At 56.9% G+C, this 13,948-nt stretch carries 10 protein-coding genes; 5 read left to right on the top strand and 5 right to left on the bottom strand.

All coding sequences use genetic code 11. From position 1 onward, the window contains the following. Positions 1–3: 3 nt before the first annotated feature. From V0R60_RS04110 to V0R60_RS04095, 4 genes are all read right to left on the bottom strand, one after another. Positions 4–852 (bottom strand): STAS domain-containing protein, encoded by an 849-nt coding sequence (locus V0R60_RS04110; protein WP_136478833.1) that lies wholly within the window; start codon positions 850–852, stop codon positions 4–6. Positions 853–1,102: 250 nt separating this feature from the next. Then, entirely contained in the window at positions 1,103–4,258 is a 3,156-nt protein-coding gene (locus V0R60_RS04105; protein WP_330078809.1) for a CusA/CzcA family heavy metal efflux RND transporter, read from the bottom strand. 24 nt (positions 4,259–4,282) lie between these two features. Continuing rightward, a complete protein-coding gene (locus tag V0R60_RS04100; RefSeq protein WP_330078810.1) occupies positions 4,283–5,521 on the bottom strand; it encodes an efflux RND transporter periplasmic adaptor subunit in 1,239 nt (412 codons plus the stop codon). A gap of 68 nt (positions 5,522–5,589) precedes the next feature. Continuing rightward, positions 5,590–6,861 (bottom strand): TolC family protein, encoded by a 1,272-nt coding sequence (locus V0R60_RS04095; protein ID WP_330078811.1) that lies wholly within the window; start codon positions 6,859–6,861, stop codon positions 5,590–5,592. 338 nt (positions 6,862–7,199) lie between these two features. Between V0R60_RS04095 and V0R60_RS04090 the strand changes: the two genes are divergently transcribed. The 4 genes from V0R60_RS04090 (at position 7,200) to hcnC (ending at position 11,910) form a co-directional block, all read left to right on the top strand. Further along, positions 7,200–8,510 carry an OprD family porin gene (locus V0R60_RS04090; RefSeq protein WP_375547258.1) on the top strand — a complete coding sequence of 437 codons (1,311 nt, stop codon included), beginning with the start codon at positions 7,200–7,202 and terminating at the stop codon, positions 8,508–8,510. Between the two features lie 438 nt (positions 8,511–8,948). After that, a complete protein-coding gene (gene hcnA, locus V0R60_RS04085; RefSeq protein WP_136478828.1) occupies positions 8,949–9,263 on the top strand; it encodes a cyanide-forming glycine dehydrogenase subunit HcnA in 315 nt (104 codons plus the stop codon). Next, positions 9,260–10,654, top strand: coding sequence for a cyanide-forming glycine dehydrogenase subunit HcnB (gene hcnB / locus V0R60_RS04080; protein WP_330078813.1), 1,395 nt, complete (start codon positions 9,260–9,262; stop codon positions 10,652–10,654). Before hcnA ends, hcnB begins: the two co-directional genes overlap by 4 nt. A 2-nt stretch (positions 10,655–10,656) precedes the next feature. Continuing rightward, complete coding sequence (gene hcnC / locus V0R60_RS04075) at positions 10,657–11,910, top strand: cyanide-forming glycine dehydrogenase subunit HcnC (protein WP_330078814.1); 1,254 nt, start codon at positions 10,657–10,659, stop codon at positions 11,908–11,910. Between the two features lie 16 nt (positions 11,911–11,926). On the opposite strand, the gene V0R60_RS04070 is transcribed toward hcnC, so the two are convergent. After that, complete coding sequence (locus V0R60_RS04070) at positions 11,927–12,802, bottom strand: LysR family transcriptional regulator (RefSeq protein WP_330078815.1); 876 nt, start codon at positions 12,800–12,802, stop codon at positions 11,927–11,929. 124 nt (positions 12,803–12,926) lie between these two features. Between V0R60_RS04070 and V0R60_RS04065 the strand changes: the two genes are divergently transcribed. After that, a complete protein-coding gene (locus V0R60_RS04065; RefSeq protein WP_136478824.1) occupies positions 12,927–13,883 on the top strand; it encodes an AraC family transcriptional regulator in 957 nt (318 codons plus the stop codon). Positions 13,884–13,948 lie beyond the last annotated feature (65 nt).

Genomic DNA, 13,948 nt, shown 5'->3' with positions numbered 1-13,948 from the left:
GGCTCAAACCGTCTTGCCGAGGGTGATATCCAGGCGAGTCAGCGCCAGTTTCAAGGCATCGGCCAGGTTGGCCTTGGTCACCACACCTTGCAGGTCGAGTCCCAGGTGCACAATGGTTTGGGCAATTTGCGGGCGCACGCCACTGATGATGCAGTCTGCACCCATCAAGCGGATCGCAGTCACGGTTTTCAGCAGATGCTGGGCCACCAGGGTGTCGACAGTCGGGACGCCAGTGATGTCGATGATGGCGATCTCGGAACCAGTATCGACGATGCGTTGCAGCAGGGATTCCATCACCATCTGGGTACGCTGCGAGTCGAGGGTACCGATCATTGGCAGGGCCAGGACGCCATCCCAGAGTTTGACCACTGGGGTCGAGAGTTCCAGCAGTTCTTCCTGCTGGCGCTTGATGACCTCCTCCCGGGACTTCTGGAAGGTGCCGATGGTATGCATACCCAGATCATCGAGTAAGCGGGATATTTCCCAAAGCTGTTCAGCCAGCAGCGCCGGACTGTCCTGATACTGATTCTGCAGGAGCGCGAACAAGGGGCCTTTGAGTGCAAAGATGAAGTGTGCAGTTTGCTGCGAGTCATGGCCCAGCAGAGCGCGGCTGCGGGACAGCTTTTCCAGAAACAGGCGAATTTCATCCCATCCCTTGGCGGCGATCATCTTCTCATCGTTGTCCGCCAGGCCGTTTATGACCAGTTGCAAAAACTCCGAGGTCTGTTGCTGCAAGTCCTGATCTTTCAGATTACGTGTGGCGCCACTGGCTTCCAGGCCGCTTTTCCATTGCGCAAGCAATTGAGCCTGGTTGTTCCTCATCGCATCGAGTGTGCTCTGCAGTGCTGCCATGTGCCTGTTGCTCCGTACAAATGGGGCGAGTCGGGAAAGATGAGTCGCGCGAAGTGAGTGACATTGGAACGACGCAATAGTTGTACGGCCCACGCAAATTAGTGACGCTCGTCGGCCAATTCCTAGGGACTAGAGTAGTTCGCAATTGAGAAAGCACTCACTGCATGCGTTTGCGTGGTATCGGCCGTACCAGAAACTTTTCTCAGGCAACGCCCACAACAGGCGTTGTGGGCGCTATTTCAGGCAGGTATCAAGGTTTTGCTTGCTCGCCGTCCTCGTCCTTGCGATGTGCCCAGTGATAAAGAGCCGGTAGTACCAGCAAGGTCAGTGCGGTGGATGACAGGATGCCGCCAATGACCACGGTCGCCAGCGGGCGTTGAACTTCAGCGCCGGTGCCGGTGGCCAATGCCATCGGGATGAAGCCAAGCGAGGCGACCAGCGCGGTCATCAATACCGGCCGCAGTCGAGTCAGCGCACCCTCATCAACTGCGACGCGCAGGGTGCGACCTTCTTCGCGTAGGTTGCGGATGAAGGAAATCATCACCAGACCATTAAGCACCGCCACCCCCGAAAGGGCGATAAAACCAACTCCGGCAGAGATCGACAGGGGGATGTCGCGCAGCCACAGTGCGAGTACGCCGCCGGTCAATGCGAAGGGGATGCCGGTGAACACCAGCATGCCGTCCTTGAGGTTGTTGAACATCAGGAACAACAAGGTCATGACCAGCAGCAGGGCGACGGGTACGACGATCTGCAGGCGTTTGGCTGCAGATTGCAGCTGTTCGAACTGACCGCCCCACGTGGTCCAGTAACCAGCAGGAATCTCGACGCTGGAAGCGAGGGTTTCGCTGGCTTGCTCGACGAACGAGCCCAGGTCGCGACCGCGAACGTTCGCGCTGACCACCACGACACGTTTGCCGTTTTCCCGACTGATTTGGTTGGGTCCCAGTTGCAGGTCGAGATTGGCTACCTGGGACAGCGGGATGAAGCCGATCTGACCTGCACCTTGAGCGGCATTCGCCGGCACCGGTATCAGCAGGCTCGACAGGCCATTGACGTCGGTGCGCAGCGTTTCTGAAAGTCGCACGACCATGTCGAAGCGCCGGTCGCCCTCATACAGCGTGCCAGTCTGGCGCCCACCTACGGCGATGGCCACAGCATCTTGTACGGCACCAATGTTCAGGCCATAGCGAGCCGCTTTCTCTCGGTCGATGTTGATGGTCAGGACGGGCAAGCCCGTGGTCTGCTCCACCTTCACCTCGGAGGCGCCCTCGACGCTTTGTAGTGTGGAGGCAATTTTCGCGGCGGTACGGTTGAGCACATCCATGTCATCACCGAAGATTTTCACCGCCACGTCACTTCGCACACCGGAAATCAGTTCGTTGAAGCGCAACTGAATGGGTTGTGACATTTCATAGTTGCTGCCTGGCACGCTGGCGGCGGCTTTTTGCACTTCGGCAATCAGTTCATCGCGCGACTTCTTCGGATCTGCCCACTGATCCTTAGGCTTGAGCATGACGTAGGCATCGGAAATGTTGGGTGGCATCGGGTCGGATGCAATTTCTGCGGTGCCGGTACGGGCGAACACACGTTCAACCTCCGGGACTTGCTCGATCACCGCTTTTTCCAAGCGCTGTTGCATATCGACCGATTGCGTCAGGCTGGTTCCAGGCACACGTAGCGCCTGCAAGGCAAAGTCGCCCTCGCTGAGACTGGGTATGAACTCGCTGCCCATGCGACTTGCCATTACACCGGTAAGCAGTACCACGCCAACGGCTGCCGAAAACGCCAGATTGCGGTGGCCGAGAACCCAACGCAGGATCGGCGCATAGCGCAGACGAGCGTGGCGCATTACCAGGCCTTCCTCTTCCTTGACCTTGCCAGTCACGAACATGGCAATCGCTGCCGGCACGAAGGTGACGGAAAGAATCATCGCGCCAAGCAGAGCGATCACCACAGTGAAAGCCATCGGGTGGAACATCTTGCCTTCGACACCGGTGAGGGCAAAGATCGGCAGGTACACCACCATAATGATCAACTGACCGAAGATTAACGGTCGTCGAGCTTCGCCGGCAGCGGCGAACACTTCATGGAAGCGCTCTGCCTTGGTCAGCAGGCGTCCATGTTTATGCTGGGCATGGGCGAGGCGGCGGACCGCGTTTTCAACGATTACCACCGCACCGTCAACGATGATGCCGAAGTCCAATGCGCCAAGGCTCATCAGGTTGGCGCTGACTTTGTTGGTATACATGCCCGTGAACGTAAACAGCATCGACAGTGGAATCACCATGGCGGTAATCAGTGCTGCACGGATGTTGCCAAGGAACAGGAAGAGGATGGCGATGACCAGAATCGCCCCTTCGATGAGGTTCTTTTTAACTGTCGCAATCGCTTTTTCTACCAGGTTGGTGCGGTCATAAACGGTAATGGCGACCACGCCTTTGGGCAGCGTGCGGTTGATCTCGGCAAGTCTGGCCGCTACCGCCTGGGACACTGTCCGGCTATTCTCGCCAATCAGCATGAACACCGTACCCAGTACTACTTCACGACCGTTTTCGGTTGCGGCACCGGAGCGCAACTCTTTGCCGATACCGACCTCTGCAACGCTGCTGACTCGAATAGGCGTGCCATCCACACGTGAAATGACGATGTTGGCAATGTCGTCAATGCTGCCGACCTGGCCTGGCGCGCGAATCAGCAATTGCTCGCCGCTACGCTCCACATAGCCGGCGCCGATGTTGGCATTGTTGCTTTCCAGTGCCGCAACCAGATCGTTGAGGGTCAGTTTATAGGCGGCCAGACGCTTGGGATCCGGTGCAATCAGATACTGCTTGACATAACCGCCGATGGTGTTGATCTCGGCCACACCCGGCACGTTGCGCAACTGCGGCTTGATGATCCAATCCTGGATGACGCGCAGGTCCGTGGGTGTGTAGGGCGAGCCATCTTCCTTGACCGCGCCTTCCTCGGTTTCGACGGTCCAGAGGAAAATTTCACCCAAGCCAGTGGACACCGGGCCCATCAAGGCTTCGACACCTTCGGGCAATTGCTCCTTCGCCACTTGCAAGCGTTCGTTGACCAATTGGCGCGCAAAGAAAATGTCGGTGCCATCTTCGAAGATGACTGTTACCTGGGACAATCCGGAGCGCGACAAGGAGCGGGTTTGTTTGAGCCCAGGCAGGCCGGCCATTGCCGTTTCAACGGGAAAAGTAATGCGCTGCTCGGTTTCCAGCGGTGTGTAGCCAGGCGCTGCGGCGTTGATCTGCACCTGGACGTTGGTGATATCCGGCACTGCGTCGATAGGCAGCTTTTGATAGCTGTAGATGCCGATGCCCGCCATTAGCAGCACCGCAATCATTACGACGATGCGCTGCTCGATGGCAAACCTGATGAGACGTTCAAACATGTGTAGTCACCTCTTCCATTCGCATCAGTGGCTGTGCTCGGCGGACGCTTTGCCAAGCTCGGACTTGAGTGTGAAGCTGCCACTTGCTGCTACTTGGGCACCGGGCGCGAGGCCCTCGATGATTTCCACAAAGCCGTCATCACGACGACCCAGTTTCACTGGCAAGGTGTCGAAACCTTCTGATGTACGGGCAAACACAGAAGGTTTTTCCTCCACGGTTTGCACTGCAGATTCCGGAACGGCGACCGCTGCGCGCGTGGTCTGCACCGTGACGGCAATGTTCACGAACAAGCCCGGGCGCCAGGCTCCGTTTGGATTGGTCAACGTCACACGCACGGTGGCAGCGCGATTCTGTTCGCCGAGCAAACTGCCGACGTAGCCAATCCTGCCATCGACCTGAGCATTCATATCGGGTGAAGAGACCCTGACTTCGCGTCCAGTCACGACCTTGCTCAGCTCGCCAGGAGGAACGGCAAAGGTGGCCCAGACCTGGCTCAGGTCGGACAGAATGAAGGCGTTGGTGGCTTCGCTGACCACTTCACCAATAGCCAGGTGCTTTTCAACGACAACAGCGTCGAAGGGCGCGCGTAGCTCGTAGCGGTTGCCACCTGCAGAACTGACTGAGGCGCCGATGGCCGCCACTTTCTGTCGCGCATTGGCCAGGGAAATTTCCGCTTCCTGCATCGCTTGGCGTGCTTGCAGGTAGTCTTGCTCGGCGGAGATCTTGTCCTGCCAAAGTTGTTTCTCGCGCTCGAAGGTCAGGCGTGCCAGTTCCATTCGACGCTGTGCAGCTTGCTGTTCACTGCGCAGATCGGAAATCTGCTGGCTGGCAATCACTGCAAGCAGTTGACCTTTCTTGACCGACTCACCCAAATTGGCATGAACGCTTTCTACTACCCCTGGAACCCGCGGAACGATGTGTGCGGTGAGGTCTTCATTGAAGCGAATTTCGCCAGGAAAGCTGGCAATCATACCCAGCTCCCTGGGCGCGGCAACGACCAGTTCGATCCCGGCAGTCTTGATCTGCTCGACACTGAGCGTCAGCTTGCCTTCCTCGTCATGCCCAGCTTCTCGATGAGCATCTTCATCGCCATGCTGGTCTGCGCTTGGCAAGGCTTTTGGGTCATGATCATGACCATCTTCCTCGCCGTGTTCGGCACTGCCGGGGGCCTGCTGCTTGGCGTTGGAATCCCAGGCTAGGCTGCCAAACCCCAGGGCTGCCACCACGGCAACGGCAAGGGCGATCTTGCGTTTCGTATCCATTGTTACTCCTGCTGATCGTAGGCATGGATGCGGTCAGGCGCGCATGCCGAAGAAAATGTCTGGTCTGCTCAACGACTGCCGGCAAGCGCCCCGAGGTCGCCAAAAACCCTTTCCACCTGAGCACGAGCGTTGGTTGCAGCTTCCAGGGAGCCGAGGTACTGGCTGCGAGCGGTGATCAACGTGCGCTGGGCATCCAGTACTTCGATAAAACCGAATTTGCCCATCTCAAAGCCTCGTGTTGCGGTGTCGACTGCTTGCTGGGCCGAGGGCAGGATGCTCTTGTCGTAGGACTCAACCTCCTGCATGGCGGTGGTCCATTGGTTAAGCGCTGTCTGGGTTTCGCTGCGCAGCCTCAACTCCACAGCGTTTCGTTGGTCGCGGGCCTGATCGGCGCGTCGCGCAGCAGAAAGAATGTTGCCTTGGTTACGATCGAACAGCGGTAGGGGCATCGACAGTCCGACAACGTTGACCTGCTCGCGAACGGAGCGGTCATATTGGCTACCCACGCTCACCGTCAAATTTGGGATGCGCTGGGCCTTTTCCGAACCCAGCGAGGCGTCGCTTTGGTCGATCTGTGCAAGTGCTTGGCGCATCTCGGCGGTTTGCTCAAGCGTGCTCAACAACGTTGCCGAGCGTGGTGGCATACCCGGGGACAAGGAGGGAGCGTCGAGCCGGTCGAATGCGGTAACGGCACTGCCGGTCACTTGGGCCAACTGTTGATAGGCATTGGCTTTATCCGTTTGCGCACGGCGCAGTTGCAGTTTGGCTTCCGCCAGTTGCACCTGGGCCCGAGTCGCCTCTACCGGTGACGATTTTCCAGCCCGGACGCGACCGTCGACAATGCGCAATCCACGTTCTGTAAGCGCTAGCGACTGATTGGCCAACTCGACACCGGCTTGCGCACGCAGGGCGGCGTAGAACGCTTGCACGACGTCTGCTCGCAGGCTGTTCACACTGCGTTCCAATGCCATCTGAGCGATGCTCTGGCCAACCGTCGCCACTTCGATTCGGGCAGACCGCTTGCCGCCCAGTTCCAGCGGTTGGGCGAGGGTGACGGTAGTGGTACTGGTGTCACGATCGGTGTCCTCGACTTCGTATGAAAGCTCGGGGTTGGGGATAAGTCCTGCTTGCTGGCGAGCGCCCTGGGCGATGCCTATTTCCTGACGCGCTGCCGCCAGATCGGGATTTGCCTCCATGGCAGTGGTCAGTGCCTCGGACAGGCTGATGCTCTGCTGAGCGAATGCTGCAGGCGTGATTGCCCCAACTACGAGGGTGCAGAGCGCGGCGCACTTCCAGGAAACAGGGATCTTGAACAAGGCATTTCGGCTGTACCAGGGCACTAGTAGGGTCCTCGAGCGCAAACTTTCGAGAGCTTGGCGAGAACGCCGGGGACAACAGCCAAGCCCAACGGAATAGGTGCCGGAACTCTAATAAGCGCTAGCTATCACAGGCGTGGCTGGAAAATTACAATTCTGTAATCAATGGCAGCGCGTGCAAGTGACAGAATTGTAATGCTCTTATCACTCTCCCGTTATCTATCGGCTGTCACTTTTGTTCAGGCGCCGTGCGTGGCGTGCGGCCGGATAGAACAAGTCAATACTGGGCCGAAAGTATAATAAAAGCTGCCGTATCAAAGGAGCATTGAATGAGCCGAACACTCTCGCTTTATCTCGCCGCGATGTCTGCTTTATCTGCAAGTTACGTTGTTTCAGCGCAAGCCGAAGAGCAAGCGGAAGGGTTCATTGAAGGCAGTAGCCTCACGGTGCTGAACCGAAACTTTTATTACAATCGTGATAACCGCGATGGCGCTGGCGCAACTTACAACAGCGGCAAGGGCGACACGAATGGCTATTCCGAAACATGGGCGCACGCGATCATCACGCACTTCAACTCCGGTTTTACCCAAGGCACAGTTGGCTTCGGTGTGGATGCCTTTGCAATGATCGGCTTGAAGCTCGATACGGGTGATGGCAGGAATGGTGGGCGCAGTTCGTTCGACGTTTTGCCCGTCGATCACGATGGTGAGGCGCGTGACGAGTACACCAAGATCGGTGGCGCAGCCAAAGTCCGCTTGCTCGACACCGTGGTCAAAGTAGGTGACGTTTTCCCTGCCAACCCGGTTGTAGCGGCGGGGGACTCACGCCTGCTGCCCGAAAGCTTTCGTGGTGTAACGGCTGAAAATACCAGTATTGAAGGCCTTACCCTACAGGGCGGGCGTTTGCACTCGATGAGCCAGCCCGTTTCCAGTGACATGCGCGAAAATTTTGCGACGTTCTACGCAGGCGCAGTCAATTCGCCTTGGATTGCTTATGGCGGTGGAGACTATGAAATCAACGATAGGGTTACCGTCAGCCTGTTCAGCAGTCGCCTGAAGGATGTCTGGAATCAATATTATGCAGGCACCAGCCTTACCTATCCATTGAGCGATGACCTGGCACTGATCGGTGGCTTTAACTATTACAAAGCTGTTGATGAGGGCAAACAACTGCTAGGCGAGTTCAACAACAGCATCTGGAGTGGAAAGATTGGTGTTAGTTATGGCGGCCATACCCTGGCACTGTCACATCAGCAGAACAACGGTGATGACGACTTCGACTACCTGCGCCAGTCCGATTCTATATTCTTGGATAACTCGATTCAGTACAGCGACTTCAACTCGCCAAAAGAGCGCTCGTGGATGCTTCGCTATGACTTGAACATGGCCGCCTACGGGATTCCCGGTCTGTCATTCATGACCCGTTACGCCAAGGGCACCGATGCTGACTATTCGAACGCTAACCAGTTCTATATGCGCACTGACGATAACGGCAATCCGCTGACTGACCAAAAACGCTGGGAGCGCGACATCGAAGCTAAATACGTCGTTCAGACAGGCCCGGCGAAGGATCTTTCATTTAGAGTACGCCAAGCCAATACGCGCGCCACAGCCTTCGAGTCCGATCTGGATGAAGTGCGGCTAATTGTCGAGTATCCACTGTCGATACTGTAAGTCCCGGTAAATAGGTTTCCTCAGGGTGCCGATTTACTTCAGCTGTCCAATAGTGGCAGCTCAATGTATTCACCCATTGCTCCTTTGGTAAACGGTGAATTTTTGGCGCCCTTAATGGCGCCTTTTTTTGCCGATCCAAACAGCGATGTATTTTATCCTTTCGATATAAAATTGATCATACCCTTATAGGTTAGCGACGGACGTGAAAAGCGCTGACAGATGTTGTGAGTTTTTTACAAAACTGTTTGGAAACCAATATGAAAAAGTAGTATTGAATTGCTATCAAGCTTCGTTCAATTGGATCCGATAAACCGTTAATCGAGCACCTTTGAAAGATCAACAGGAAAGTTGGTTGAAAACTGGCCTGGATCAATAGTTTTGCAGCGCGCTTGGCATAGGGTGAAAAGACCACTTAACTTTTCACGGATGAAAAGCGCAATGAAAACACTGGATCGAACACTCGACATTCAGCCCCTGCCGGGGGCAAACATCACTATTTATCTCAACGGCCAAGCGGTCGAAGTTGCTTTTGGCGAGACAGTGCTCACCGTTCTTAACGCCGTGGGCCTGCGTCAGGTTGCGCGTAACGACCATGCTCAGACGACAGGGGCCTTTTGTGGCATGGGTGTGTGTCACTGCTGCCTGGTTTCAATCAATGGCCGGCCCAAACGCCGTGCCTGTCAGACAGTCGTGCAGCCGGGTATGCGAGTAGAGACCCTGAGCAACCGCTTCAACGAAGAGGAAGCCCCATGAGCATACGACCTGTAATTGTCGGTGGTGGCTCGGCGGGTATGGCCGCTGCCATTGAGTTGGCCCGCCACGGGGTTGCCAGCACAGTGTTCGATGAAGCATCGCGGCCGGGCGGGGTGGTGTATCGCGGTCCGCTTCGTGACGGTGTCGATCCGGGCTATCTCGGGTCTCGCTATAGCAAGGCTCTGGCGGCCTTGCACAAAGAGTTCGCAAGCTGCGTCGAGCGTATTGATTTGCACTTGAACAACCGAATTGTAGGGGGGGATACGCAGCGTTTGATGGTCCTCGATGACCAGGAGCGCCTTAAGGAAGTGGACTACTCGCATTTGCTGCTGTCGGTCGGTTGCCATGAGCGCAATGTACCGTTTCCTGGCTGGACCCTGCCCGGTGTCCAGCTTTTAGGTGGGTTGCAGCTGCAGATCAAGAGCGGGGTGGTCAAACCATCAGGTGTAACGTTGATTGCCGGGACTGGGCCATTGCTTCCGCTGGTGGCCTGTCAATTACATGCGGCGGGGGCAAAAGTTGCCGGGGTATATGAAGCCTGTGCCTTCGGCAAGATCGCCAAGGAAAGCCTGGCATTGCTGAACAAGCCGCAACTTTTCCTCAACGGCTTAAGCATGCTTGGCTATATGAAGCTCAACGGCATTCCGCTGTATTACGGCTGGGGCGTGGTCGAGGCAAAAGGCGAGGGCGAACTTGCTGAAGTCATTTTGGCGCCTTATGACAAAAACTGGCAGCCCGACCATTGCCGCGCTCAGCGCGAGCATGTGCAAACCCTTGCGGTTGGCTACGGTTTCATCCCGCGTACGCAGTTGAGTCAGCAGTTAGGGCTGGAGCATTGCTTCCATGACGATGGCTACCTGCATGCGCGTAGCAACGGATGGCAGCAAAGCAGCCAGCCGCACATTCATCTGGCGGGTGACATGGCTGGCATTCGTGGCGGCGAGGCGGCCATGCTCACCGGGCGCATTGCCGCGGTGTCGATATTGCTCCAGCGCGGCGTACTCAATGCCGAGCAAGCCATTGAGCTGCGCGAGCAGTATCTCGGCCAGTTGGCAGCAATCAAACGCTTTCGCGCTGGTGTCGAGCGCTACACCGAGCGGGGAGCGCGGCAACTTGATCTGCCGCAGGCCGATACGGTGATCTGTCGCTGCGAACATGTGCACCGCAGTGACATCGACCTGGCCTTGGAGCAGGGGGTGCAAGACATGGCCGGATTGAAAATGCGCACCCGGGTGAGCATGGGCGATTGCCAGGGTCGCATGTGCGTTGGTTATTGCAGTGATCGCTTGCGCGAAGCGACCGGTCGCGCCGATGTGGGCTGGCTGCGCCCGCGATTTCCCATAGACCCGATTCCGTTCTCGGCATTTCAGAAATCTGGCGCAAAGGTGTGAACATGAACAGAATCTATGACGTGGTGATCGCTGGCGGTGGTGTCATTGGTGCTTCCTGCGCGTATCAATTGTCCAAACGCAAAAACCTCAGAATCGCTCTGATCGATGCCAAGCGCCCTGGCAATGCTACACGCGCTTCAGCTGGCGGGCTGTGGGCCATAGGTGAGTCGGTTGGGCTCGGCTGCGGGGTTATTTTCTTTCGCATGATGTCAACGCAGCGCAAGCGCGAGGCTCAAGGGGCTGCCGTTGTGGTGGATGCCAACACCCCGCACATCTTGCCGCAGTCGTTCTTCGACTTTGCCTTACAGTCGAATGCACTTTATCCACAGCTGCATCGTGAGCTGATCGATCGTCACGGTATGGACTTCAAGTTTGAGCGCACGGGCCTCAAGTATGTGATCTACGACGATGAAGACCAGCTATACGCCGAGCACATCGTTGCGCAGATTCCGCACCTGACTGAGCAGGTGCGCTGGCTCGATCAAAACACGTTACGCCAGGCGGAGCCAGCTGTCAGTCATCAGGCACGTGGGGCCCTGGAGTTTCTTTGCGATCATCAGGTCAGTCCGTTCCGCTTGGCCGACGCCTATATGGAATCGGCACGACAGAATGGCGTAGACCTGTTCCACAACACCAATGTCACGGGTGTGTTGCATCAGGGATCGCGGATCAGTGCCGTACAAACCGCCGAAGAAGGTACGTTTCACTGCCAGACCCTGATCAATGCCGCTGGCGCCTGGGCGGCCGATCTCAGCGAACAGGCCTGCGGTCTGCGCATTCCAGTCAGTCCGGTGAAAGGCCAGATTATCCTTACTGAGCGCCTGCCCAAACTGTTGCACGGCTGCCTCACCACCAGTGACTGCTACATGGCTCAGAAGGATAACGGCGAAATTCTGATTGGCAGCACGACTGAAGATAAAGGCTTCGACGTGAGTAACACCTTGCCGGAAATCAGTGGCCTGGTGCAGGGCGCGATTCGCTGTATTCCTGAACTGGCGCAGATCAACCTGAAGCGAACCTGGGCGGGATTGCGCCCAGGTTCGCCGGACGAACTACCGATACTGGGTCCGGTTCCGGAGGTTTCCGGTTATTTGAATGCCTGTGGACACTTTCGCACTGGCATTCTCACGTCGGCCATTACCGGGGTGATGATCGATAAGGTTCTGCATGGAGAAACCTCGCCTGTGGATATCACCCCATTCCTGGCTGAACGCTTCTTTAAATCGCCTGTGGATAACAGTCCTTCGTTGGGATAACTACCGGATGACCGGCTTAAGGGCCGGTCATTTGTGCGATCAGTTCCAGGCAGTGCCTGACCTGCGCAGAGTTATCCCCAACCCGTCGGCTAAGGATAATGGGAGAAACCGCCGCGGTCTCACTCAAGGGGGCGAATACGATATCGTCGCGTTGCTGGCGTTGTACCGAGCCTGGTACCAATGTTATCCCCAGGCCCGCTGCCACCAGCCCCAGCGCGGTCTGCAATTCGTTGGTCCACTGGATAACCTGCACGCTCAGGCCCTGGCTGGAAAACAACCCCATGATGTGGTCTGCATAACTCGGACGGGGCGTTGCGGGATAAAGGACAAACGGTTCAAAGGCCAGGCGAACAAGGTCAATGGGTTGGCCTATCAGCGGATGGCCGCAGGGCAGCGCGACAACCAGTGGGTCTTCGCGCAGCACTTGCTGCTCGATAGCGGGGTCGTTGATGTGGATGCGTCCGAAGCCGACGTCGATACGTCCAGCTTTCAGGGATTCGACCTGCTGCAAGGTAATCATCTCCTGCAAGCCCAGCTCCAGAGCGTCATTGCGTCGTAACTGCCGAATAAGATCGGGCAGTAGGTCGTAGAGCGTCGACGGTGCAAATCCGATTCGTAGCCATTGGCGTTCGCTATTGGCGATACGCCGGGTCCCTTCACCTATCTGCTCAAGTTGCTCGAGCAGCATCGCGCTTTGTTCATAGAAATAGCGCCCAGCCTCCGTCAGACGCAGGGGCCGGCTGCGCTCCAGCAACTCGACGCCGAGGGATTCTTCCAACTGGCGAATTTGTCGGCTAAGCGGCGGCTGCGCAATGTGCAACTGCTCGGCTGCGCGAGTGAAGTTCAAGGTTTGTGCGAGCACACGGAAGTAACGTAGATGGCGCAGCTCCATGATACCTCCTGGGTATTGTATGTACTCAACAGATATTGGACTGCCTGTCGGTGCTGGCGCAAGCTCATCCTCTGTGGATAACCAGACCCTGTGGATATCGTCCAGAACAAGAAGAGGGCAGCCCATGAGCAGCCACCTGTTGAGCGAGCGCAGCAGTGTATTCCAGCGCGCCGACCCGTATGCCGTGTCCGAGTACGTCAACCAGCATGTGGGTGGCCACCGCCTGCGCTTGCCGCGAACCGGCGATCTGCAGGCGAGTATCAACCATCGCAAGTTCGCCAGCCTCGATCTGTGCCGTCTGAGCTATGGCGGTAAAGCGCGGATTACTTCACCGGCGCTGGGTACCCTGTATCACCTGCAGATTCTGCTTAAAGGGCATTGCCAGTCCAGTTGTCGCGGCAATGAGCATCACTATGTGCCCGGGGAACTGATGCTGATCAACCCAGACGATCCGGTGGATCTGACTTACTCGGCCGACTGCGAAAAATTCATACTCAAATTGCCGGTCGGTCTGCTCGAGCAGGCTTGTGTAGACCAGCGCTGGCAGGTGCCCGAAGGAGGCATTCGCTTTACCAGCGCTCGTCATGTGACGGGGGAGCTGGAAGGGTTTATCGGCCTACTTGGGCTGATTTGCGAAGAGGCGGAGTCTTCCCAGTCATTGGCTCAAGTGCAGGAGCACTACGGGCGTATTGTCGCCAGCAAATTGCTCAGCTTGCTGGGCAACAACGTCCAGCGTAGCGAGCCCGCGCAGCACGCCCATTCATTCGAGCAACTGGCAGCCTATATCGATGCGCACCTGCACACCGACATCAACATTGCACAGCTGATGAACGTTGCACGAGTGAGCGAGCGTACCCTGTATTCACTGTTCGAACGCCATGCGGGGTTATCACCTAGAGGGTACATTCGCCAGCGCAAACTCGAGCGCATACACGGGGCACTTCAAGACCCGACCAGCACCGTGCGCAACGTCACCGAAATTGCCTTGGACTATGGCTTTCTGCATCTGGGGCGTTTCGCCGAAAGCTACCGCCAGCGCTTTGGTGAGCTGCCCTCAGTCACGTTCAAACGTCATCGCTGACCCCTGATCGGTCATTGCGCAAAGTGGATATCGATTCGCAGTAAACGGCTATTGGCCCTTTTGTC

Origin of the sequence: Pseudomonas auratipiscis, from assembly GCF_036324085.1 — a bacterium.
GTDB classification, from domain to species: domain Bacteria; phylum Pseudomonadota; class Gammaproteobacteria; order Pseudomonadales; family Pseudomonadaceae; genus Aquipseudomonas; species Aquipseudomonas auratipiscis.
This window is presented reverse-complemented; position numbering and strand designations above follow the sequence as displayed.

Bases quoted from the DNA above. Each gene is read 5' to 3' on its own strand.
- V0R60_RS04110 (WP_136478833.1), bottom strand. From the start codon at position 852: ATGGCAGCACTGCAGAGCACACTCGATGCGATGAGGAACAACCAGGCT.
- V0R60_RS04105 (WP_330078809.1), bottom strand. From the start codon at position 4,258: ATGTTTGAACGTCTCATCAGGTTTGCCATCGAGCAGCGCATCGTCGTA.
- V0R60_RS04100 (WP_330078810.1), bottom strand. From the start codon at position 5,521: ATGGATACGAAACGCAAGATCGCCCTTGCCGTTGCCGTGGTGGCAGCC.
- V0R60_RS04090 (WP_375547258.1), top strand. From the start codon at position 7,200: ATGTCTGCTTTATCTGCAAGTTACGTTGTTTCAGCGCAAGCCGAAGAG.
- hcnA (WP_136478828.1), top strand. From the start codon at position 8,949: ATGAAAACACTGGATCGAACACTCGACATTCAGCCCCTGCCGGGGGCA.
- hcnB (WP_330078813.1), top strand. From the start codon at position 9,260: ATGAGCATACGACCTGTAATTGTCGGTGGTGGCTCGGCGGGTATGGCC.
- hcnC (WP_330078814.1), top strand. From the start codon at position 10,657: ATGAACAGAATCTATGACGTGGTGATCGCTGGCGGTGGTGTCATTGGT.
- V0R60_RS04070 (WP_330078815.1), bottom strand. From the start codon at position 12,802: ATGGAGCTGCGCCATCTACGTTACTTCCGTGTGCTCGCACAAACCTTG.
- V0R60_RS04065 (WP_136478824.1), top strand. From the start codon at position 12,927: ATGAGCAGCCACCTGTTGAGCGAGCGCAGCAGTGTATTCCAGCGCGCC.